This is a genomic window from Pararhizobium sp. LjRoot235, assembly GCF_964254145.1.
Lineage (GTDB): Bacteria > Pseudomonadota > Alphaproteobacteria > Rhizobiales > Rhizobiaceae > Pararhizobium.
The window spans coordinates 3719103-3738974 of record NZ_CAXUSP020000001.1; the positions used below are offsets into that span (position 1 = coordinate 3719103).

Below are 19872 nucleotides of genomic sequence, written 5' to 3' on the forward strand. Positions count from 1 at the left end.
CAAAACGGCGGACCGGCGCAATCAGCCGAGCAGCACAGCGCGCAAATGCGGGAAAATGGTTTGGCCGAATATCCCAGCCACCGCGCGAGCGCACACGCGAAGCACGCGGTGGCCAGAAAATTTCACGATCCGAACGGCTGCCGACCCCTTGCACCCGCAGCGGGCCCGGCAAGCCGTGCGGTCGTCGCCGTGCCTCGGCTTAAGCCAGATCGTCCAGCGTGTAGGCGCGGATGTAATCGATCTTCATCTGCGATCCATCGGCGAAATCAGTGCCGGGGGTGCCGGCCGTGCCGCCGACCGCCAGGTTGACCAGCATATACATCGGCTTATGCATGTCCGACGGCGTATCGGCGTGCGCGACGGCGACGTCATCGAAATACCAGACAATCTCGTCTTCCTGCCACGACACTCCGTAAGTGTGAAACCCGTCGGTGCTGGCGACGTTGACGGCGCTCGTGACAGAGGTCTGTTGCCCGGTTTCGTTCGAGTGCACAGTGACATGCACCGTATTTTGATCCTGGCCGCGCATTTCCACGACGTCCAGTTCCGGCGGCCAAGAGCCATCTTCGGGAAGCAGCCAGAAGGCCGGCCAAGCGCCCTGGTCGTTGGGCATGTCGGCACGAATTTCGAAATAACCGTAGGTCTGGGCAAAGGACGCGTGTGTCGTCAGCATGCCGGAGGTGTAGTCATAGCCGTTGACCTCGGCACTGATCGAGTCCGGCGTCTCTTTGGCCGTGATCGTCAGCACGCCGTTGTTGATGGAAAAGGGATTGGCGACCGCGGTCGGCGCATAGGACGGATTGATATACCACTGCAGTTCTCCAGACAACGTAGCGCCCTTTTCCGGCGCCCACCAGTATTTCGCTTCCCATACCCCGGTCGTGCCATTGTACAGTTGGAGCGTATTGAAGTCGTCGCCAAACGTCTGCGTGAGAGCCGAGCGATCAAGGCTCAGCTCGAATTGACCGGCATGAAGATCGCCGATTGCCTCATTGGCAAAGACCAGGCTTTCCCCGTCCCCGAGATCAAGCCGCAGATTTGCGCCTTCCTGCGTTATGTTGTCGAGGAGCTGATCGAAGGATGTGAGCGAGTAGCCATTCAGCCGGACGATGTCATCCGTGCCGAGATCCGTGATCAGGTCGCTGCCGTTGCCCTTGCTAAAGATGAAGGTATCGGCACCTGCCCCACCCGTCAGCACATCATTGCCACCACGACCGTCCAGCGTTTGCCGGCCGGACGAACCCTTGATGATATTGTCTTCGGAATTGCCGAACGCATAGCGCAGATTGCCGGTCACCGTCAGGTTTTCGAAATTCTCCGGCAGGGTGTAGCTCATCCAGGTACTGATGGTGTCGATGCCCGCGTTGGCAGCCTCCTGCGCGCGGTTGATCGACGAATAGAGGTAGTAAATGTCGTCGCCCGTGCCGCCGATCATGGTCACGTTGACAGAGCTGTCACCCCACATGGAATCATTTCCGGCAGTGCCGTAAAGGGTCGGGCCGGAGCCCGTCGCCGAAAAAAACGCTGTCGAGCTGTCGCTGTAGAACAAGGGTTGCCCGAGAGCATTGAGAACGCTTTTGCGCATCGACTGTCTCCGTGAAAGTTGCAGGCCTGATCCGGCCAAGGGTAACACGCAAGCAAGAGTAGCACTCTGCTTTGCAGCGGAACTATTGCAACGCAGCAATTTCAGGCCGGAATGGTGCTTATCGGCGTTAAACTGCGATGGGCGTTAACACGACGGTAACCGATCCCGTCTTGAGGCAGGCGATCTTTCCCTGGACGGTGCGTTGTGCCTATTTGGGATGCAGAATGCCGTCGACGATTGTCCGCCATCAGATTTCTTCCGCTGGGACAGCCTTCGACCAGGCCGTGGGCTTCGCAGACTTGAAGAGTTTTGCGAGCGGGCGCTCGAGCAGGATGTAAGCGCACGAGCCGAGGACGGCGCCGCCTACGACCGCGACGGCAAATGTGATGCCGGGAGGTAGGCCAATGGACCCGCCCAGCTTTGCGATCACCGAGATCGCGAACGTATGCCAGATATATATCGAGTAGGAGGCGTTCCCAAGGAAAGTGAGTACGCGCCACCGGCCTATTCTACCGGCCGCCTCGAGAGAGAGTGTTCCCGCGACAAGACTGATTGCGAGGGGACCGCAGTTGAACTCGTTGAATGGAAGCTTGAAGGCCTGGATCGCCAGAAAGCCGCCGATGGCAAGGGTGACAAGCGACAGCCCGAACTGCGGCCCAAGAACCTTCCCCTTCAGCCAAGCCTGCCCGATGAACATGCCGGCAATGAACTCCAGCATGATCGGCCGTGTATAGGTGAGAAATATCGGGTTCTGCGTGCTCATCACCAAGCCCGAAAGCACAAGGGCTGTGAAAACAGCCGCGACCGCCACGAGGCGCCGCCTGCGCTCGAGAAAGAGTGAAAGCGCAAAGATCAGGTAGAAGAACATTTCGAAGTTCAGTGTCCAGCCTTGCACCAGCACCGGCCAGATTTCGCCGCTACTGGGTGAGCGGACTGGAATGAAGACCAGGGATGAGACGATGTGCCGCGTGGTCAGCGCCAGATTTGGAAAGAGGCCGAGAATGCCGCCGGCAACCATTACCGTCGTCGCCAGCCAGTAAATGGGGGCGATCCGACGGACGCGCTCGTAGAGAAAGGCAGCTGGCGTCAGCGCACGCCGGTCGCTGATCACCCACATGATGAAGCCGCTGATGACGAAGAAGATATCAACGCCAGCGGCACCGATCGCGAATGGATGACCGGTTTTCTCGGCGGCGTGAAACACGACAACCGCCAGCGCAGCAAAGGCCCGAAGATACTGAATCCCGTAAATCGTCTTCATCGCACCTCACCTGCCCTGTCTGTATCCATGAACGCCGGAGCGTGAACGTGCGCCTGCCGATAAGGTCGTGCGAAAGCAGGCCGGGATGCCCTGACAGTGAGCCGCCCGGCTGAAAAATAAAGCAGGAAGGATCCGACATGGTAGGGGTTCAGAATATCCACCTCGACGAAAGCACGCATGAGAAGGAGGATGGCCACACCGAAAAGCACCGACGATTCCGTTGCCAGCGCTTGCGAAAGCAAGCGCTTCAGGTGTCCGCAGACGGTGATCAAGAGGATGGAGCACAACAGAAACAGGCCGATAGCGCCTGTCTCCACCATCGTTTCGATGAAGGTGTTGTGAAAGTGGAAGCCGCTGCGCGACCCGATATAGAATTCCTCCCAAAGCCGCTCGGCTTCCGAGAAACCCTGAACCCAATAGGCCTGATAGCCGACGCCGATCAACGGGTATGCGCCAGCAGCTTCGATGCCCTGCTGCCAGAGATAGGTCCGGCCCGTCAGCGTCGAATCCTTGCCGAATATGCCAAGGACGCTGTCCACCGCGCCGCCATAGACAGCGCCGACCACGGCGATCACGCCAATCACGATCACCGCGAGGAAAACCGTCTTGCGCGTTTGCGGCGAAAGCGCCGCCAAGACCTGCAGGCCTAGGCAAATGCCAAGCACGGCCACTGTCGTCAGCGCTGACGTTGCCGATTGAGCGGCGTAGAGCGAATAGCAGGCGATGAGGCCAACGCCGGCAGCGGGCGCCAGCCAAATTCGCCTTTCGCCAAGCGTGAAAAAGGATGCGAAGGCGAAATAGACCCCGAGGGAGGCATAGAACCCTAGCTGGTTTTTGGAGGCGAAGGCGCCAACGAAGCTATAGGTGCCGTCCAGCGGATCGAAATGATAAACTCCGAACAACAACGAATACATCAGAACGACGCCAATACCGGTGACCATACCGAGCGTCAGCGTCCTGATATCGACGACCCGCATTGCGATCAGGGCGCAGATGATATGGGAGAGATACTGCAGCCCGGCTCTAGCCGTCACCGCCGGTGCGGCCGACCAGGAAAACGAGAGACAGGCAAACACTGCGAACGCAAAGATCCATCCGTATCGGCCAGTGCCGGCAAGGACGCGCCGGTAATCGACCAGCACCAATGGAAGCCATAAGGCATAATAGAGGAGGATCGAAACCTGGCCGAAACGCGAGGAATAGGCGAACACGAACAGCGACAACGCGACCGCCGCAATGGCATAGCCGCTGTTCTCACCCGGGCTGACGAGACTGGCTTTGGCAACTCTCATGATCGGCCCTCGAAAGCGTGCTCGCCTTTGCATCGGCGCTGCGAAGGAAACGGCAGGGCGCTCTTGTTCCCGTTACCGGTGAGCCGAGAATACGCGCTCCCGGCGGCGAGGTATTCGTTCCATCTGGTCGCGCAGACGTGAAAGACTGCTGTCTGGTCAAAGTTCAGAGTGCTCTCCGTATTCACCGTTGGCACCGCCGCCAGCATAGGACATCATCTTGTGCATCGCAACAAATTCCATCCGAACGTGTCCCGTTCGCGTGCCGACAACGCGGCAACCCGGGAGCCACCCTGCCACCGATATCTGTCATGAATGTGTTTCCTCGGCCATTAAATGGGGCAAAAACAGGCCTTTGACCACCGCCTTCCGCAGAGCGTGCCATTGAGGCAACAGGGGCCATGGCACACTAGATCGCCAGCACACCTTGCATCGTCATCGTTTCGACTTATATTGCACCGCACTCGTCTCTCGCTCTGCAAGGCGAGTATCTCAATGGCTGCAAGCCACCTTCACGCGCTGAGATCAGCTCGGCGTGAACAACCGAAGGAGTCATTTCATGACCATCTCAATCAACAACGCCGACGTTTCCGGCAACGCTGGCATGACGCCCGTTGACATCGGGGACGCTGTCAGGCGTTTTCGTGAAGCTTCAGGCTACAGCGTCGAGGACCTTGCCGTGACCTGCGGGCTGACAGACGTTGAAATTTCCAGGATCGAGACCGGCGAAGATCTCGATCCCGGCCGGGTAAAGCGCATTGCCGCTGCACTTCAAATGCCGGCCGCGGCTTTCGATTCCCTTTAAAAACCAGGGTGTCGCGCCGAAATTTGGCGCGATGCCTGCTCTGGCGCATCACCTTGGCAGCCGTTTCCCCGACCAGGGTGAATAACCGGTCGACATCGCGCTTGGGCAGTTTGCATGGCGGGTGCATATACCGGGCATAGCATCAATGCTACAGGTTGCCGGACACGGGCGCCGATGCGCCTCATCGTTATTGGCATATTGTCGAAAACTGGTCCGAGACGGCCGGCATCGGCTTTTGCCGGGACCAGCATCCCGAAAGGCGCCGTTCATGGCCGAGAAATTCATCGTTGTTCCTTATCGCAAGGTTCGTGGTGGGATGGCGCCGGGGGAGATGCGTCAGGCGTCCAACGCCGCAAGCGCTGAGAAGATCGCGGCAGCGATGGCAGGCCGCTTTGCCGGCGTTGCCGCCTATGCGGTCGAGGTCGATGAGGAAACCGGCGACATGACGAGCCCCCGCCTTCTGGCGCAATACGGAGAAATCGCCGAACTTCCGTCATCCTGACGTCTGTGCGGCCCCGCCAGACCGATGCCTCGTCCAAGCCCCTTGCCAGGCGAGATTCTTCTCAGTATTTGGAAAGAAAAGCTGCAATTTCAGCCTCTTTCGTGCGCACAAATCGTCTTTCGCGGAACTTTCGTCCCCATGCGACGTTTTAGGGAGCAGTTGCCTTCAACGTTTGCGGGCAGAGGCTCCATTTCTCGAAAGGACATGAACGTCATGAATCAACGTTTTGACCCCAGTGAAAATCGCAACGTCAATCCGGCGGCATGGCCTGCCGACAAGGCAAACCAGCCCGCAACGGATCCGTTGGCAAACCAGCGCCGGCCGGAAGATATTGAACCCCGTTCTAAGCGTTCAAGCTGGCCGATTTTGATCATCCTTTTGGCAGGTCTGGTTCTGGCCTTGCTCGTCTGGCTGCCGGCCGAGCTTTCCAATGACCAGACGAATGATGCGGCTACGCAGCCGTCGACAACGCAACAAACGACGACGCCGCCGGCGGACAACAGCGCGACGCCGGGGACCGCAACCCCTGACACCAGCGCCACGCCAGGCACTTCGGCGACGCCGAATGTCACGCCGGCAACTCCGGATACACAGACTCCGGCCACAGGCACCGACACACAGACGCCTGCTACCGGCACTGCTCCGCAGAACTGATTTGCGCGTGAAAAATGACGGGAGGGCGGAGCCTCTTCAGCGGTTCCGCCATTTTTGCGTCCGCAGCATGCCGGATACGCGGGGAGGCACAAAACCTCCCTCAAATGAACCAAAAAACGCGCCGTCCGTTTCTCTTTGTGATAATATTAAGACGAGGAATGAGCGATGAAACCCAAAACAACAAAAACGACGGGGCGTGAGGAAGACTACCGCGACTACGAGGAGCGCGACCTCGATGAAGGCTGGCCGTATGCCGACGCCACATCCGGATCGGACATCAAGATCGGAAACACTTCCTATGGTCAGGCCGACCAGAACTTCGACGAAGCGGGCAACCCCGGCTTTCAGCGCAGCAGCGACACCATAATCGAGAGCGCCGACGGCCCGGATCTTTTGAACGACGATGTCGAGGCGGACGTGGAGGACGATGCGCTGGAGGACACGATCGCCAACGCGCTGATTGACAGCGACATAGACACTTCGGGTATGGACCTTAAAGTCCGGCGCGGCATTGCGCTTCTGACCGGCGAGGTGGAAACCGCGCAAGACCGCCGCCGTATCGAGCGGTTCATCTACGATACACCCGGCATCTCGGATGTGCGCAACGAACTGACGCTGCGCGGCGCCGACGGCAACATTCCCAGCGATTGGGACGACTGAACACGATCACCAGTGCGATCGGCACTCTTCCTCAGACGGCGATGTTCACGCCAGAAACCGGTGAGGCCTGTAGGGCTTGATATCGATCACTGTCTTCTCCCCCGTCATCGCTTCCGCAAGTGCGCGGCCGGTGACAGGCCCAAGCGTCATGCCGTGATGGGCGTGGCCAAAGGCGAACCACAGGCCTTCATGGCGGGGCGCCTTGCCTATGATCGGCATCATGTCCGGCGTGCAGGGGCGTGAGCCCATCCAGGGTTCCTCATCGCGACGTTCGGCAAGCGGGAAGAATTCCCGAGCGACCCGCTCGGCACGGGTCAACTGCACCGGCGTCTTCGGCGCATCCCGGTGGGCGAATTCGGCGCCGGTCGTCAGGCGGATGCCGCGCAGCATCGGCGCGAGGAAATAGCCCCTCTCTGCATCAAGCACCCAGTTGTTGAGTTGCGCCCCATCTTCCGTACCGTAATGCATGTGATAGCCGCGCTTAACGGCGAGCGGGAAGCGGTAACCGAGTTTCTTCGTCACCGTATCGGCCCAGGGACCGAGCGCGACCACCACCTCTTTTGCCTCCAGCGGGCCTTCCGGTGTCGCGACGCGCCAGCCGGCGCCTTCGAGAATATGCTCCAACGTGGCAGCGTCGCCCGAGACGAGGCGTCCGCCGAGCGACTGGAAATAGGTGAGATAGGCCTTGTTGAGGCTGTGCGGATCGCGGATCGACCAGGGATCCGTCCAGCGCAGGCCGCCGGTCAATTCGGCCGTGATCGACGGTTCCATCGTCTTCAATTCGCTGCTCGACAGCTTATGATGATTGACGCCGAAGGCCGAGGACAGTTTTTCCGCATCCTTGTAGGCCGCATCACGGGCAGCCTCGGTGCGGAACACCTTCATCCAGCCATCCTTGCGAATAAGGTCGCCGGCACCGGAGGCTTTGATGAGGTCATCGTGCTCGGCGATAGAATTCTCAATCAGCGGCGCATACATCGATGCGATGTTTTCGTGCTGGGTGAAGCCGGAGTTCCACCAGTAGCGCAGCAGGAAGGGTACGAGGCCCGGCAGCGCGCGGAAGTGGTAGCTCGCATCGATGGTGTTGTTCAGTGCGTAGCGAAACAGGGCGCCGAAGTCGTGCGGGAAACCATAGGGGAACACGCCTTCACGCTGGATCAGGCCGGCATTGCCGAAGGAGGTTTCCTCGCCGGCGCCACGGCGGTCGAGAAGAATGACGGATTTCCCCCGCCGAGCCAGGTGAATGGCCGTCGACAGGCCGACGATGCCTGCGCCCAAAACAACGACGTCTGTCTTCATATGCCGGTTCCCCATTTTCTTTGCCTGTTCTCCAGTCTGCTATGATCTACCCCAGGAACCGAGCATCGGTGCTGACCACGAAGGCACCAACATCGATTGCTCGCCGCCATGAGACATCGACAAAAAGCGCGCTGACCGAACCGATAGACCAACCGGAGCCAGCGGCTCGACAGGCTGATCCTTTCAACACTGAGTTCCAGCAACTTCATGCTGCACGCGGCTCCGGAATGTGCCGTTGCGAAATATCCTGGTCATGCATAGCCAAGCCAATTGCCTTCGGCAAGGCACAAGCAGGCTACGCCTCGCGCCGCGGCCGAACGCAGACAAGAAAAAGGGAGCAGCGCTCATGCACCGCTCCCTTTCATCCGCATCACTTGATGGATCAGGTCCTGCGCATCAGGCCAGCCACCAGCGAAATAATCAGGAAAGCCAGGAACAGGAAGAACAGGATCTGTGCTATGCCAGCAGAAGCTCCGGCAATACCGCCAAATCCCAGCACTCCCGCGATAATAGCGACGACGAGGAAGACAAGAGCATAGTAAAGCATGACACTCTCCTTGATTTAAGCTGTCGGAATTTAAACGCGGAAAGGATAATTTTGTTCCAGCAAAAGGCATGAGGCAGCTTCTCGTTAAGATTGAAACTATTTATTAACCATACCCGGAAAACTGCCCCGAATTGACACGGATTAGCCATTCGCATTGCGGAACCTTCCCGGCGTGGGGAACGTTGTGAAGGCACACAGCCCATGCGAGATCTTAAAATGACCGTAGCTACATCGAGCATCTGGAAGTCCGCGGCAGCGGCGGTCCGCCAGCCGGGCCGAACGCTTGAAAAGAACCTGCATATCGGCAGGACTTTGCGCGATCTCTATGCCATTGAACAGATGCCCAAGACGAATGACGCCTTTACCGACCTTCTCAAGCAACTCGACGCGGCGGAGGAAGCCGCGAAGACGCGTGGCCGAAGATGAATTGGACCCGCGCGATCAAACGAAAAAACGGCGGCTATGCACGCCCGTTTGCCTCGCAAGTGAATCATTGTGCGCGGCCACCGGCACGACGCCGCAGATGACCGGCCCGGACAATCCGACGATCGATCCGGTCACCAAAGCCTCCAATCCGCTTCAGGAAATGAACCGCATTGCTGCGCCAACACGGAACCTTTTTTGCCGGGCCGCGTTTGGAAAATGCGTCAAGGAATGCCTGGCGTGACTTGGTGAACACCGGATACGCGATCCAAACCCGATTGCGCCTGCCTCAGACAACCAAACTCCTCAAGGCATCATTGCTGGCGCGCTCAAGGATGTCGGCAATGTTACGTCCCCCTTCGGCCCATTGGCTTTCCCAGGATCCGGGCATGAAAACAGTGCTCATCCACGGAATGGTCATGGCGCCGGCCTTCTGGAGTTGTTTCGCCCCCAGTATCGTGCGGGAAGGCAAGGCGGCAGCCTATCCTCTGCCCGGGCACGGTCCCTGGACGCTGGACGGCCTTTCCGGAGCGCTGAATACCGCCGATATCGTCAATGCCTATGCGGCGGCGATCGAACGCGATTTCGATGGACAACCCGTGACCCTGATCGGCCACTCGACCGGCGGTTTCGTGTCGCTGCTGCTGGCGCGCCACCGTCCTGATCTTGTCAGCAGTGTCATTCTCATGGGTGCGTTCGCCTGCGGCCGGTTTGTCGGCCAGGAAAGGGTGGCGGCCCGCATCCTCAGGCTGCCGCTGCTTGGCCGCATTCTTTTCATCCGGCTCTTCACCAGCTGGATTGCCACGCGCGAAACCTTCCGCTGGGGATCGCTCGAATGCGTGTTCGACAAGAGCGTCGGCTGGGAGACGGAAGAAACCATTACAACCATGGAACAGGTCCGCGAGCACCTCATGAAGTCGCGGGCGGACGACATCGTCGCTTTCGTTACCTGGATGTCGCAGGCGTCGGTCATCGATGAACTCGCGCTCATCGACGTGCCGGTGCTCAATATCATCGGCGCCCGTGACGCGATCGTTCCACCGGCGCATCAGATCCACCTGTCCGGCCGCCTGCCGCGTGTACATACCGTCATTCTCGACAAGGTCGGCCACCTGCCGATGGCGGAGGCCCGCGAAAACGTCGACCAGTTGGTCGGCGCCTTCCTCCTCTTCGGCCCACTGACGGCAAACCGTAAGAACGACCTTGCCAAACCAGCGAAGCCGGCGCCTCTCCATCTCCCCGTTCCGCTCGGATCTTAGTTCACAATCGCTCGTTGGAACAAAATTGCGTCACATACGTTTCCGCAAGCAGCACTACGTGGCCCCAAAGTCCGAACCTGGAGAGGAAACATCATGCTCGGTACAATACTGCTGATCGTCCTTATTCTTTTGCTGATCGGTGCGCTTCCAAACTGGGGCTACAGCCGCGGTTGGGGCTATGGGCCCTCGGGAGGCCTGGGGCTGGTCGTCATCATCATCCTCATTCTCCTGCTGATGGGCCGTATCTGATCGGCCGCCTTATTAGACGCCTTGTTAAATTATCAACGATCCTTGAAAAGGAAGCCATCATGAAAAAGATACTCCTCGCAGTTGCCCTTATCCTTCCCCTTGCAGCCTGCACCCAGACGGAAAGAGGTGCCGGTATCGGCGCAGCATCCGGCGCCATCATCGGCGGCGCTGCAACCGGCAAAGTTCGTGGCGCAGCAGTGGGAGCCGCGGTCGGCGGTGTCGCCGGCGCGCTGATCGGCAGTGCCAGTGAGCCTGGCCAATGCTACTACCGCGATCGCTACGGCCGTCGCTACATTGCAGCTTGCTGACCATCGTCACCGGCCACAGCATGAAGACAGAAAAACGGGCCTCGGCCCGTTTTTTTGTGCATGTCGAAGGGTCACTTGCTAAATCGCGTATCAGAGCCGCTATTTGCCGGTTTGCTCGGCCCCGTCCAGCCTTTCGAGAAGATCAAGAAACAAGTCGGGAATCGGCTCCTGCTCGATTGCGCTGTAAAGAGCTCTCAGCTTGGAGGCAATCTGGTTGTTGGGGTCCATCATGCCACTACCCGCCCTGCCTCCGGGCCGCCGCCGATTTTCCGGGATGTCACTCATAAACGTCTCACTCCTGACACCAAAGCGGCAATCGCCGGGCGGTGACGCGTATTTTTGATACGCTTAAATCCTTGATATATTACGAATTTTTAGGGGTTTTGCTTCGGCCTGTGCATAATTCGTCCCACTTCAAAACTTCCCATAAACCATAAAACATGTTCAAACCAATGCCGCGTTTCGACTCGCATTAGCGTTGGGCACCGGAAAATGTCGGCGCCATCATACTGAAGGAAGTCCTAAATGTCACTTTCCACACGGATCGCAGCCCATCTTCCCTATCTGCGCCGCTTTTCCCGCGCGGTGACCGGATCGCAGGCTTCGGGCGACGCCTATGTGGCGGCGGTTCTGGAGGCGCTAATCGCCGACATCACGCTTTTTCCACAAGGGACCAATGACCGGGTCAACCTGTTCAAGCTGTTTTGCTCGCTGTTCGAGACAATCAACATAGATCTCCCGGATGCTGCTTCACCCTACACCTGGGAAAAGCGCGCGGCAGCCAACCTTTCAGCGATGCCACCCGCCGCTCGCAAGGCGTTCCTGCTCGTCTCCGTCGAAGGGTTCACGCCGGACGAAGCCGCTGATATCCTTGGCGTCACCGATACAGAAGTCGCCGCGCTGTTGCGCGAAGCGTCCGAGGACATTTCCAGCCAGGTCGCCACCGAAATCCTGATCATCGAGGACGAACCGCTGATCGCCATGGATATCGAGGACATGGTGACGAGTCTTGGTCACAAGGTCGCCGGCGTGGCGAGAACCTATAGCGAAGCCATTGCGCTTTTCGAGAAGACCACGCCGAAGATGATTCTTGCCGATATCCAGCTCGCCGATGGCAGTTCCGGCATCGACGCGGTCAACGATATCCTGAAAAGCATTGCGGTCCCCGTGATCTTCATCACCGCGTTCCCGGAACGTCTGCTGACCGGCACGAAACCGGAGCCGACCTTTCTTGTCACCAAGCCGTTCAATCCGGAGATGGTCAAGGCGCTGATCAGCCAGGCGCTCTTCTTCGACGAAAACGCCCGCTCGGGCAAACGCTGACGTGTCGATCGCGCCCGCGGCCTCTGTCGCGCGATCCACGACGCAATTGTCGCCCTTATCCTGGAAGCTGCCGTTCGGGGTGGCTGGACCGCACCTCGTTGAAAATCGTCATTGCGATCAGCGACAGCGGCAGCGCCAGCATGGCGCCGACCGCGCCCCACATCCACGTCCAGAATATAATGGCCAGGAAAACCAGAAACGGGTTGATCTCCAGCCTGTGCCCAAGGATCGCCGGCGTCACCAGGTTTTCCATCATCAGATGCAGCATGAAGAAGGCGGCGGCCGGCGCCAGCGCCAATAGCAGCGCGTCATGCGTCATCAGGCCAGCGGACAGAAGCGCGATCGTCATTGCCGTGACGCCAAGATATGGAATGAAGCTGGAGACGAAGGCGAACAGCCCCCAAAGCGGCGCCACTGCCAGACCGCCGGCAAATGCGATCACCGCGGTGATCGTGCCAAGGACGAGATAGATCACGCTTGCGGTCGAAAAATAGAACCCAACGGCATGTTCGGTGGCGTTCATGATGCGGATCGCAGCAAGGCGGCGATCGCGTGTTGCAAAGGCAAGAATGATCGTCTTGCGCAGATGCGCGCGCCCCACGAGGAAAAGCCCGAGCGCGGCCAGAAAGATCAACGTCTGGACGAAGGCTGGCGTAACCCCCGCCGCGACAAGCCCGAGCATGGCGCCGGCGTTCTGGATGGCAGCATCGGTTACGGCTTTTTTATCGGTGCCGGCGATCGCCACCTTTGCCCATTCGAACCGCTCGATAAAGGGAAGGATCCGTTCAATTGCCCGTTCGAGGATGCCGGGCGCCTGGCCAGCAAGTGATGTCAGCGGCTCGATCAGGGCGTTGATGAGAAAGAACAGCCCGACGACGAAGATGATGGCGAGCAAAAGTCCGCCAAGCACGGGAGGCAGTCCGAATTGTGCCAACCGGTCTGCGGCAAGCCCCAGAACCATGCCGATGACGATGGCAAGCGTGACCGGCATGAGAATCGCTTCCATCGTGTAGATCACCGCCGAGGCGAAGATGATGAATGTGCCGACGATGCTCCAGGCCACCACCAGATCGAGCCCGGTTTTCAGCGACGTTTCCGGAATATCGGCCTCCGCCGCCTGCGTCTCGATTTCAGCCTGCCTCAAGTGCTGTCGTTGCTTGAATATCCCACTCCCCGGCAAGGCAGGACTCATCTTTCATCTCTCCCAAGGATCCGGCGTGGCCCGGACTGACAATTGCCCGTTGCGCGCAAAACGCCGAAGCGGTGTGCCACCGTCAGCGCTTTCTCTGGCATCTCATAACGGCTTGCCGGACCAAAGGTTCCAACGCCCTTTCGCCGCCACTGCTCCTCTCACTCGAGCCATTCGCTGCCGCTATGAGAACAAGAGCGAGAACGACATCAAGGTCCAATTTTTGATGAACGGCTCAGGCTGCAACCGTACAGCGTTCGCCGGATAAAATGCCGCTTCATGCGTCAATGTCCACGGGCAACATTAGTATCGACCCGGGGGAAAAACATGAAGCGTCAGCGAGAACAGACCAAGGCCGAGGGCCACCACGATCAGCGTATTGGCAATGTCCTCCGACGTTGCGGGCAGGGCACCAAAGCCCACAACCGCAGCAATGAACAGGAACAGGCATAGCCTTGGCAGCCAGTACAGCATGGCACATTCCCTTGCGGTCGAGCGCATTCCCGAGAAACGCACCGGCTAACGCGGGAGCCGTGGATTTGTTCCGGCCACTGACACGAAAGATCCTCGCGAAGACGGTCAAACGCCATGGCCGGGCGACGACTGTTCTCTTCCGAAGATAAAAAAGCCGGCGTCCTGGAGGAGCGCCGGCTCGAATTCCGCGTGCGGCACCGGCAAGCCGGCCGCCGTCATTTCCTGCGCCTTAGAGGGCCGCGATGACGATAACTTCGACGAGGTATTCCGGGCTCGCGAGCTTGGCTTCGCCGGTGGCGCGCGCCGGGGTGTTGCCCTGCGATGCCCAGGCGTCCCAGACAGCGTTCATCTTCGGGAAATCGACCATGTCGGCAAGCCAGATCGTCGCCGACAGGATACGGCTCTTGTCGGTGCCAGCGAGCGCCAGCAGACGGTCAACTTCGGCAAGCGCCTGCTTGGTCTGCGTCGCAACGTCGTCACCGGCGTTGCCAACCTGGCCGGCGAGATAGACCGTGCCGTTGTGCACGACAGCCTGACTCATGCGCGGGCCGGTTTCGAAGCGTTTGATGTCCATCTTCATAGTCCTCGTGATGTGCGGCAGGCCGCATCTGTGATTGTTGTGACGCAGGCGATTTATCGCAGATTTCCTGCAAGCGAAACCGTCATTGCGAAAAAGGTCGGCGCCATTCCGCCCAGTTGGAAATCAGGCAGCCTTTCGGGCAAGGCGCGCCTTGATGCTGTCGACATCGGCGCGGGGCGTCGCAGCGAAAAGCGTCTTGGTATAGCTGTGCTTCGGATCGCTGAAGACGTCCTCGCGGCTGCCGTATTCCACGGCTTCGCCGTAATACATGACCATCACGTCGTCGGCGATATAGCGCACCACCGACAGGTCGTGGCTGATGAAGACATAGGTCAGCTGGAACTCGTCCTGCAGATCGGCGAGCAGATTGAGCACCTGCGCCTGCACCGAAAGGTCGAGCGCCGAAACCGGCTCGTCCAGCACCAGAAGCCTCGGGTTAAGCATCAAGGCGCGGGCAATGGCGATGCGCTGGCGTTGGCCGCCGGAGAACATATGCGGATAGCGCCCGTAGTGTCTTTCCTCAAGCCCGACCTTCGTCAGCATGGCCATGGCCTTGTCGCGCCGGTCGCCCGCGTTCATGTTGGTGTTGATGATCAGCGGCTCACTGAGAATGTCGCCGATCTTCTTGCGCGGGTTGAGCGTGCCGTAGGGGTTCTGAAAAACAATCTGTACCTTGCGGCGCATTTCCGCGGTCAGGCCGTGCCTGGCAATATCGACCTTTTCCCCGTCGATCAGCATCTCACCCGACGTGGCCGGGTCGATCATCGTGACGATCCGGGCCAAGGTCGACTTGCCGCAACCACTCTCGCCGACGATGGCGAGCGTCTTGCCCTGATCGACCGCGAAGCTCACGCCCTTGACGGCATGGACGATCCTACCCCTTTTGAGTAGGCTACCCGGGATATGATAATCGCGGACGAGGTTTCTTGCTTCAAGAACAGGGGTCATCATACAGCTCCTGCAAAAATCTGGTCGTCGCTGAGAAATTCGGCAATCGTCGGCAGCCGGTCGCCGGTGGCATTCTCCGGCAAGGCCGAAAGGAGCGCGCGCGTATAGGTGCTTTTCGGGGATTCGAACAGCGACAGCACGTCCGCCTCCTCGATCTTGCGGCCCTTGTACTGGACGATGACGCGGTCGGCGGTTTCAGCCACCACGCCCATATTATGGGTGATGATGATCATCCCCATGCCCTGCTCCGCCTGCAGCCGCATCAGGAGGTCCAGAATCTGCTTCTGGATCGTCACGTCGAGCGCGGTCGTCGGCTCGTCGGCAATCAATAGTTTCGGATTGCAGGACAGAGCAATCGCGATCATGACGCGCTGGCACTGGCCACCGGACATCTGGTGCGGGAAATGGGAGAGCCGTTCCTCGGGATTGGGGATGCCAACCAGTTCGAAAAGCTCGATGGCGCGCGCCCGGCGGGCCGCCTTGTCGAGGCCGAGATGGATGCGCAGCACCTCTTCGATCTGGTAGCCAACCGTGAAGCAGGGATTGAGGCTGGCGATCGGCTCCTGGAAGATCATGGCAATGTCCTTGCCGACGATCCTGCGGCGTTCCGACGGCGACATGCCGAGAAGATCGATGCCGTTGAACAGCAACTTGTCGGCCGTCACCTTCGCGGTCCAGGGCAAAAGGCCCATCGCCGCGAGCATGGAGACGGACTTGCCCGAGCCGGACTCGCCGACGATTGCCAGCACCTCGCCCTTGTCCACCTTGAGCGAGACACCGTTCACGGCGCGGAAAGGACCGGACGCCGTCTGGAATTCGACAACCAGATTTTCGACTTCAAGAAGGGACATCACGACCTCTTCAACTTGGGATCAAGCGCATCGCGCAGGCCGTCCCCCATCAGGTTGATGGCGAGAACGGTAATGAGAATGGCAAGGCCCGGAAAGGTGACGACCCACCAGGCGCGCTGGATGAATTCGCGGGCTTCGGCCAGCATCGTCCCCCATTCGGGCGTCGGCGGCTGGGCGCCCATGCCGAGAAAGCCCAGAGCCGCCGCATCGAGGATCGCAGACGAGAAAGCAAGCGTTGCCTGAACGATCAGCGGCGCGAGGCAATTGGGCAGGATGGTCAGGAACATCAGCCGCAGCGTCCCGGCCCCTGCCACCTTCGAGGCGATGACATAATCCTTGGTGCGCTCGGTCATCACCGCCGCACGCGTCAGGCGCACGAAATGCGGCAGGTTGACGAGCGAGATGGCTATCATCGCGTTAAGCAGCCCCGGCCCGAGAACGGCCACCAGCACGAGGGCGAGAAGCAGCGACGGGAAGGCCAGGATGATGTCCATCACGCGCATGATGATCGTATCGGTGCGGCCGCGAAAATAGCCGGCGATCAGACCGACGAGCACGCCCCATATAACCGAAAGGCTGACGACTACAACGCCGATGAACAGCGAGAAACGCGCGCCATAGATCAGGCGGGACAGGATATCGCGGCCGACGGCGTCGGTTCCAAGAAAATAGGCCAGCCTGCCGCCTTCGACCCAGGCCGGCGGCAGCAACAGGACCTCGCGGTTTTGAATGCTCGGGCTATGCGGCGCAACGAACGTTGCGAAAATGGCAAGCAACAGGATGATCAGGAAGATCGCAAACCCGATCACGGCGCCCTTGTTGCGTGAAAAATAGAACCAGAACTCGGCGAGACCGGTCGGCGGCGCGATGGTTTTGATTTCGACAACAGCCATCGGAACCTCCTAGTACCGGATACGCGGATTGATGAACCCGTAGAGCACATCGACGATGAGGTTCACGACCATGATCACGGCGGCAATCAGCATCAGCCCGCCCTGCACGACCTGGTAGTCCCGCTTGAACACCGAATCGACCATCCACTTGCCAATGCCGGGCCAGGAGAAAATGGTTTCGGTCAGGATCGCTCCCGCGAGCAGAACCCCCACCTGAAGTCCGATGGTGGTGACGACCGGGATCAGGGCATTGCGCAGCGCGTGGATGCCGATGACCCGGAACGGCGACAAGCCCTTTGAACGGGCCGTGCGGACATAATCCTCGCCAAGCACTTCCAGCATCGCCGAGCGCGTCTGGCGGGCGATGACGGCGAGCGGAATGGTTGCAAGCACGATGGTCGGCAGGATCAGATAGGTCGCCGCCGATTTGAAGGCGCCGGACTGACCGGACAAGAGGCTGTCGATCAGCATGAAGCCGGTGACTGGCGGGAAGAAGTACATCAGCGAAATACGGCCCGAAACGGGCGTCCAGCCGAGATAGCCCGAGAAGAAGATGACGAGCAGCAGGCCCCACCAGAAGATCGGCATGGAATAGCCGACCAGCGCGGTTCCCATCAGGGCCTGATCAAGCCAGGTGCCACGCTTGACCGCCGCCAGGACGCCGGCCGGAACGCCGAGACAGACCGCCAGAATGATGGCGCAGAGCGACAGTTCGACGGTTGCCGGGAACAATTGCAGGAAATCGGCGAGCACCGCGCGTTTGGTGACGATCGAACTTCCGAAATCGCCCTGCAACAGGTTCAGGAGATAGTCGAAATACTGAATGTAGATTGGCCGGTCGAGACCAAGGTCGGCCATCAGCTGGGCATGGCGTTCGGGAGACATCACACGCTCGCCCGACATCAGCATCACCGGGTCACCGGGCAGCAGGCGGATGAACGAGAAAGCGATAATGGAAACCCCGATAAACGTCGGGATGAGGACGGCGAGCCGTCCGAAAATGAAGCGCAACATGGGCGTTAGTCCGGTTGTGAAACCGGCGGCCCGAGGAAATCGAGCCGCCGGTTACTGCCACCGCACATGCGGCGGCAAAGGTAGGATGGAAGGATTATTCTGCGATATCAACGCCGTTGAAGCGGTGAATACCGAGCGGATCCATGACGAAGCCGGAGACCTTCTTGCTCAGCGGAACGAAGACCAGCGAGTGGTCGAGCGTGTTCCAGGGGGCTTCCTTCTTGAAGATCACCTGGGCTTCTTCATAGTACTTCGTCCGCTCTGCGACATCGGCGGTTGCCTTCGCCTTGGTCATCAGGTCGTCGAACTCCTTGTTGCACCACTGGGCGCGGTTGTTGCCGCCGACGGCGTCGCAACCGAGCAGGGTATCAAGGAAGTTGTCCGGGTCGCCGTTATCACCGGTCCAGCCGAGGATGGCCGCACCGTCGCGATCCTTGGCGGAGGAGAGTTTCAGGTATTCGGCCCATTCGTAGGAGACGATTTCGACAGTCACACCGATCGCGGCCAAGTCGGCCTGCATCAGTTCGGCTGCGCGACGCGCGTTCAGCATATACGGACGGGCGACCGGCATGGCCCAAATCTTCATCTTGAGATCCTTGACGCCAGCGTCTTCAAGCATCTTCTTTGCCGCTTCCGGATCGTATTTGTCGTCCTCGATGGCGTCGTTATAAGACCACATTGTCGGCGGGATCGGGTTCTTGGCGACCTTTGCGGCCCCCTGGAACACGGCGTCGACGATCGCCTGCTTGTTGACGGCCATATTGAGCGCCTTACGCACTTCAACCTTGTCGAACGGTGGAACGAGCGTGTTGTAGGCGAGGTAGGAAACGTTCAGGCCTTCCTGCTCCAGAACCGTCAGGTTCTCGTCCTTCTTCAACTCGGCAACGTCGGCGGCGTTCGGATAAGCCATGACGTGGCACTCGCCAGCCTTCAGCTTCTGCGCGCGGATTGCGGCATCGGTCGTGATGGCGAAGACGAGATCGTCGATCTTTTCCTTGCCGGCCCAGTAATCCGGGTTTGCCTTGTAGCGGATCGCCGCGTCCGTCTGATAGGCGACGAAGGCGAACGGACCGGTACCGAGCGGCTGCTGGTTCATCAGTTCCATCTTGCCATCGGCGGCGAGCTTGTCAGCATATTCCTTCGACAGGATCGAGGCGAAGTCCATGCCGAGGTTGGCGAGGAACGGCGCTTCGGCTCGCTTCAACTTGAACTTGACCGTCAGGTCATCAGCCTTGGTGATCGACTCGATCAGGTCCGGGAAACCCATGCCCGAGAAATATTCCCAGGAAGCGCCGGCAACATACTTGTTCCAGGCGTTGTCGGCCTTGTACTGGCGCTCGAACGAGAAGATGACGTCGTCAGCGTTGAGTTCACGCGTCGGCGTGAAGAATTCGGTGGTCTGGAACTTGACGCCAGGGCGCAGCTTGAAGGTGTATTCAGTGCCGTCGGCCGAGACTTCATAGCTTTCGGCAAGGCCCGGCTCGAGTTCCGTCGAGCCATGCTTGAACTCCACCAGGCGGTTGTAAACCGTGCGCGACGACGCGTCGAACGTCTGGCCGCCTGTGTAGAGGCCCGGATCGAAGCCTTCCGGTGATGCTTCGGAGCAATAAACCAAGGTCTTTGACCATGCAGAGCCGGCCATCAACGTGGCGATTGCGGTCGCTGCAAGGAGAGTAGAGAGCTTTTTCATCAGCTTGTTTCCCAGTTTTGTTCTTGTTCTCATATTTTTCTGACGCAGAACACCATTGCTTCCGGTCAA

The 19872-nt window shown here is 59.4% G+C and carries 24 protein-coding genes; 10 read left to right on the forward strand and 14 right to left on the reverse strand.

Features of this window, described 5'->3' with window-relative positions:
- Window positions 1-199 precede the first annotated feature (199 nt).
- The 3 genes from ACSQ2Z_RS18295 to ACSQ2Z_RS18305 form a co-directional block, all read right to left on the reverse strand.
- The gene (locus ACSQ2Z_RS18295) at window positions 200-1585 is read right to left on the reverse strand and encodes a family 16 glycosylhydrolase (protein ID WP_436082508.1); all 1386 of its coding nucleotides are present in this window, start codon (window positions 1583-1585) and stop codon (window positions 200-202) included.
- Window positions 1586-1832: 247 nt separating this feature from the next.
- Window positions 1833-2846 carry an acyltransferase family protein gene (locus tag ACSQ2Z_RS18300; RefSeq protein WP_436082509.1) on the reverse strand — a complete coding sequence of 338 codons (1014 nt, stop codon included), beginning with the start codon at window positions 2844-2846 and terminating at the stop codon, window positions 1833-1835.
- On the reverse strand, window positions 2843-4138 hold the full coding sequence (locus tag ACSQ2Z_RS18305) for an O-antigen ligase family protein (RefSeq protein WP_436082510.1): 1296 nt from the start codon (window positions 4136-4138) through the stop codon (window positions 2843-2845). Before ACSQ2Z_RS18305 ends, ACSQ2Z_RS18300 begins: the two co-directional genes overlap by 4 nt.
- 556 nt (window positions 4139-4694) lie before the next feature.
- On the opposite strand from ACSQ2Z_RS18305, the gene ACSQ2Z_RS18310 reads away from it, so the two are divergent.
- The 4 genes from ACSQ2Z_RS18310 to ACSQ2Z_RS18325 all read left to right on the forward strand — a co-directional run bounded on the left by ACSQ2Z_RS18310 (window position 4695) and on the right by ACSQ2Z_RS18325 (window position 6756).
- Window positions 4695-4940: a helix-turn-helix domain-containing protein gene (locus ACSQ2Z_RS18310; protein WP_436082511.1), complete on the forward strand. Its 246-nt coding sequence runs from the start codon at window positions 4695-4697 to the stop codon at window positions 4938-4940.
- 268 nt (window positions 4941-5208) lie between these two features.
- A complete protein-coding gene (locus tag ACSQ2Z_RS18315) occupies window positions 5209-5442 on the forward strand; it encodes a hypothetical protein (RefSeq protein ID WP_436082512.1) in 234 nt (77 codons plus the stop codon).
- A gap of 204 nt (window positions 5443-5646) precedes the next feature.
- Window positions 5647-6096: a hypothetical protein gene (locus ACSQ2Z_RS18320; RefSeq protein ID WP_436082513.1), complete on the forward strand. Its 450-nt coding sequence runs from the start codon at window positions 5647-5649 to the stop codon at window positions 6094-6096.
- Between the two features lie 165 nt (window positions 6097-6261).
- Complete coding sequence (locus ACSQ2Z_RS18325; protein WP_436082514.1) at window positions 6262-6756, forward strand: BON domain-containing protein; 495 nt, start codon at window positions 6262-6264, stop codon at window positions 6754-6756.
- Between the two features lie 45 nt (window positions 6757-6801).
- Here the strand turns inward: ACSQ2Z_RS18325 and ACSQ2Z_RS18330 are convergent, their stop codons facing one another.
- Window positions 6802-8055 (reverse strand): NAD(P)/FAD-dependent oxidoreductase, encoded by a 1254-nt coding sequence (locus tag ACSQ2Z_RS18330; protein WP_436082515.1) that lies wholly within the window; start codon window positions 8053-8055, stop codon window positions 6802-6804.
- Between the two features lie 382 nt (window positions 8056-8437).
- Window positions 8438-8602, reverse strand: a complete 165-nt coding sequence (locus ACSQ2Z_RS18335) for a DUF1328 domain-containing protein (protein WP_037119568.1) — start codon at window positions 8600-8602, stop codon at window positions 8438-8440.
- 216 nt (window positions 8603-8818) lie between these two features.
- On the opposite strand from ACSQ2Z_RS18335, the gene ACSQ2Z_RS18340 reads away from it, so the two are divergent.
- The 5 genes from ACSQ2Z_RS18340 (at window position 8819) to ACSQ2Z_RS18360 (ending at window position 10841) form a co-directional block, all read left to right on the forward strand.
- Window positions 8819-9028 carry a hypothetical protein gene (locus ACSQ2Z_RS18340; protein WP_436082516.1) on the forward strand — a complete coding sequence of 70 codons (210 nt, stop codon included), beginning with the start codon at window positions 8819-8821 and terminating at the stop codon, window positions 9026-9028.
- Window positions 9015-9269 (forward strand): hypothetical protein, encoded by a 255-nt coding sequence (locus tag ACSQ2Z_RS18345; protein ID WP_436082517.1) that lies wholly within the window; start codon window positions 9015-9017, stop codon window positions 9267-9269. Before ACSQ2Z_RS18340 ends, ACSQ2Z_RS18345 begins: the two co-directional genes overlap by 14 nt.
- Window positions 9270-9414: 145 nt before the next feature.
- Window positions 9415-10284 carry an alpha/beta fold hydrolase gene (locus ACSQ2Z_RS18350; protein ID WP_436082518.1) on the forward strand — a complete coding sequence of 290 codons (870 nt, stop codon included), beginning with the start codon at window positions 9415-9417 and terminating at the stop codon, window positions 10282-10284.
- 93 nt (window positions 10285-10377) lie between these two features.
- Window positions 10378-10533 carry a DUF3309 family protein gene (locus ACSQ2Z_RS18355; RefSeq protein WP_436082519.1) on the forward strand — a complete coding sequence of 52 codons (156 nt, stop codon included), beginning with the start codon at window positions 10378-10380 and terminating at the stop codon, window positions 10531-10533.
- 59 nt (window positions 10534-10592) lie between these two features.
- Window positions 10593-10841 (forward strand): YMGG-like glycine zipper-containing protein, encoded by a 249-nt coding sequence (locus ACSQ2Z_RS18360; protein ID WP_436082520.1) that lies wholly within the window; start codon window positions 10593-10595, stop codon window positions 10839-10841.
- A 99-nt stretch (window positions 10842-10940) separates the two neighbouring features.
- Here ACSQ2Z_RS18360 and ACSQ2Z_RS18365 read toward each other — a convergent pair whose 3' ends face one another.
- On the reverse strand, window positions 10941-11126 hold the full coding sequence (locus ACSQ2Z_RS18365; protein WP_436082521.1) for a NepR family anti-sigma factor: 186 nt from the start codon (window positions 11124-11126) through the stop codon (window positions 10941-10943).
- Window positions 11127-11366: 240 nt separating this feature from the next.
- On the opposite strand from ACSQ2Z_RS18365, the gene ACSQ2Z_RS18370 reads away from it, so the two are divergent.
- Window positions 11367-12164, forward strand: coding sequence for a response regulator (locus ACSQ2Z_RS18370; protein WP_436082522.1), 798 nt, complete (start codon window positions 11367-11369; stop codon window positions 12162-12164).
- A gap of 55 nt (window positions 12165-12219) precedes the next feature.
- Here ACSQ2Z_RS18370 and ACSQ2Z_RS18375 read toward each other — a convergent pair whose 3' ends face one another.
- From ACSQ2Z_RS18375 to ACSQ2Z_RS18410, 8 genes are all read right to left on the reverse strand, one after another.
- Window positions 12220-13356: an AI-2E family transporter gene (locus ACSQ2Z_RS18375; RefSeq protein WP_436082523.1), complete on the reverse strand. Its 1137-nt coding sequence runs from the start codon at window positions 13354-13356 to the stop codon at window positions 12220-12222.
- Between the two features lie 300 nt (window positions 13357-13656).
- Window positions 13657-13827: a hypothetical protein gene (locus tag ACSQ2Z_RS18380; RefSeq protein WP_436082524.1), complete on the reverse strand. Its 171-nt coding sequence runs from the start codon at window positions 13825-13827 to the stop codon at window positions 13657-13659.
- Between the two features lie 229 nt (window positions 13828-14056).
- Window positions 14057-14401 carry a RidA family protein gene (locus ACSQ2Z_RS18385; protein WP_436082525.1) on the reverse strand — a complete coding sequence of 115 codons (345 nt, stop codon included), beginning with the start codon at window positions 14399-14401 and terminating at the stop codon, window positions 14057-14059.
- A gap of 129 nt (window positions 14402-14530) precedes the next feature.
- Window positions 14531-15355, reverse strand: coding sequence for a dipeptide ABC transporter ATP-binding protein (locus tag ACSQ2Z_RS18390; protein WP_436082526.1), 825 nt, complete (start codon window positions 15353-15355; stop codon window positions 14531-14533).
- Entirely contained in the window at window positions 15355-16206 is an 852-nt protein-coding gene (locus ACSQ2Z_RS18395) for an ABC transporter ATP-binding protein (protein WP_436082527.1), read from the reverse strand. Before ACSQ2Z_RS18395 ends, ACSQ2Z_RS18390 begins: the two co-directional genes overlap by 1 nt.
- On the reverse strand, window positions 16206-17099 hold the full coding sequence (locus tag ACSQ2Z_RS18400; protein WP_436082528.1) for an ABC transporter permease subunit: 894 nt from the start codon (window positions 17097-17099) through the stop codon (window positions 16206-16208). The genes ACSQ2Z_RS18395 and ACSQ2Z_RS18400 overlap by 1 nt, the downstream gene beginning before the upstream one ends.
- Window positions 17100-17108: 9 nt before the next feature.
- Complete coding sequence (locus ACSQ2Z_RS18405; protein ID WP_436082529.1) at window positions 17109-18113, reverse strand: ABC transporter permease subunit; 1005 nt, start codon at window positions 18111-18113, stop codon at window positions 17109-17111.
- Window positions 18114-18207: 94 nt separating this feature from the next.
- Window positions 18208-19803: an ABC transporter substrate-binding protein gene (locus ACSQ2Z_RS18410; protein ID WP_436082530.1), complete on the reverse strand. Its 1596-nt coding sequence runs from the start codon at window positions 19801-19803 to the stop codon at window positions 18208-18210.
- Between the last annotated feature and the right edge of the window lie 69 nt (window positions 19804-19872).

Bases quoted from the DNA above. Each gene is read 5' to 3' on its own strand.
- ACSQ2Z_RS18295 (WP_436082508.1), bottom strand. From the start codon at position 1,585: ATGCGCAAAAGCGTTCTCAATGCTCTCGGGCAACCCTTGTTCTACAGC.
- ACSQ2Z_RS18300 (WP_436082509.1), bottom strand. From the start codon at position 2,846: ATGAAGACGATTTACGGGATTCAGTATCTTCGGGCCTTTGCTGCGCTG.
- ACSQ2Z_RS18305 (WP_436082510.1), bottom strand. From the start codon at position 4,138: ATGAGAGTTGCCAAAGCCAGTCTCGTCAGCCCGGGTGAGAACAGCGGC.
- ACSQ2Z_RS18310 (WP_436082511.1), top strand. From the start codon at position 4,695: ATGACCATCTCAATCAACAACGCCGACGTTTCCGGCAACGCTGGCATG.
- ACSQ2Z_RS18315 (WP_436082512.1), top strand. From the start codon at position 5,209: ATGGCCGAGAAATTCATCGTTGTTCCTTATCGCAAGGTTCGTGGTGGG.
- ACSQ2Z_RS18320 (WP_436082513.1), top strand. From the start codon at position 5,647: ATGAACGTCATGAATCAACGTTTTGACCCCAGTGAAAATCGCAACGTC.
- ACSQ2Z_RS18325 (WP_436082514.1), top strand. From the start codon at position 6,262: ATGAAACCCAAAACAACAAAAACGACGGGGCGTGAGGAAGACTACCGC.
- ACSQ2Z_RS18330 (WP_436082515.1), bottom strand. From the start codon at position 8,055: ATGAAGACAGACGTCGTTGTTTTGGGCGCAGGCATCGTCGGCCTGTCG.
- ACSQ2Z_RS18335 (WP_037119568.1), bottom strand. From the start codon at position 8,602: ATGCTTTACTATGCTCTTGTCTTCCTCGTCGTCGCTATTATCGCGGGA.
- ACSQ2Z_RS18340 (WP_436082516.1), top strand. From the start codon at position 8,819: ATGACCGTAGCTACATCGAGCATCTGGAAGTCCGCGGCAGCGGCGGTC.
- ACSQ2Z_RS18350 (WP_436082518.1), top strand. From the start codon at position 9,415: ATGAAAACAGTGCTCATCCACGGAATGGTCATGGCGCCGGCCTTCTGG.
- ACSQ2Z_RS18355 (WP_436082519.1), top strand. From the start codon at position 10,378: ATGCTCGGTACAATACTGCTGATCGTCCTTATTCTTTTGCTGATCGGT.
- ACSQ2Z_RS18360 (WP_436082520.1), top strand. From the start codon at position 10,593: ATGAAAAAGATACTCCTCGCAGTTGCCCTTATCCTTCCCCTTGCAGCC.
- ACSQ2Z_RS18365 (WP_436082521.1), bottom strand. From the start codon at position 11,126: ATGAGTGACATCCCGGAAAATCGGCGGCGGCCCGGAGGCAGGGCGGGT.
- ACSQ2Z_RS18370 (WP_436082522.1), top strand. From the start codon at position 11,367: ATGTCACTTTCCACACGGATCGCAGCCCATCTTCCCTATCTGCGCCGC.
- ACSQ2Z_RS18375 (WP_436082523.1), bottom strand. From the start codon at position 13,356: ATGAGTCCTGCCTTGCCGGGGAGTGGGATATTCAAGCAACGACAGCAC.
- ACSQ2Z_RS18380 (WP_436082524.1), bottom strand. From the start codon at position 13,827: ATGCTGTACTGGCTGCCAAGGCTATGCCTGTTCCTGTTCATTGCTGCG.
- ACSQ2Z_RS18385 (WP_436082525.1), bottom strand. From the start codon at position 14,401: ATGGACATCAAACGCTTCGAAACCGGCCCGCGCATGAGTCAGGCTGTC.
- ACSQ2Z_RS18390 (WP_436082526.1), bottom strand. From the start codon at position 15,355: ATGACCCCTGTTCTTGAAGCAAGAAACCTCGTCCGCGATTATCATATC.
- ACSQ2Z_RS18395 (WP_436082527.1), bottom strand. From the start codon at position 16,206: ATGTCCCTTCTTGAAGTCGAAAATCTGGTTGTCGAATTCCAGACGGCG.
- ACSQ2Z_RS18400 (WP_436082528.1), bottom strand. From the start codon at position 17,099: ATGGCTGTTGTCGAAATCAAAACCATCGCGCCGCCGACCGGTCTCGCC.
- ACSQ2Z_RS18405 (WP_436082529.1), bottom strand. From the start codon at position 18,113: ATGTTGCGCTTCATTTTCGGACGGCTCGCCGTCCTCATCCCGACGTTT.
- ACSQ2Z_RS18410 (WP_436082530.1), bottom strand. From the start codon at position 19,803: ATGAAAAAGCTCTCTACTCTCCTTGCAGCGACCGCAATCGCCACGTTG.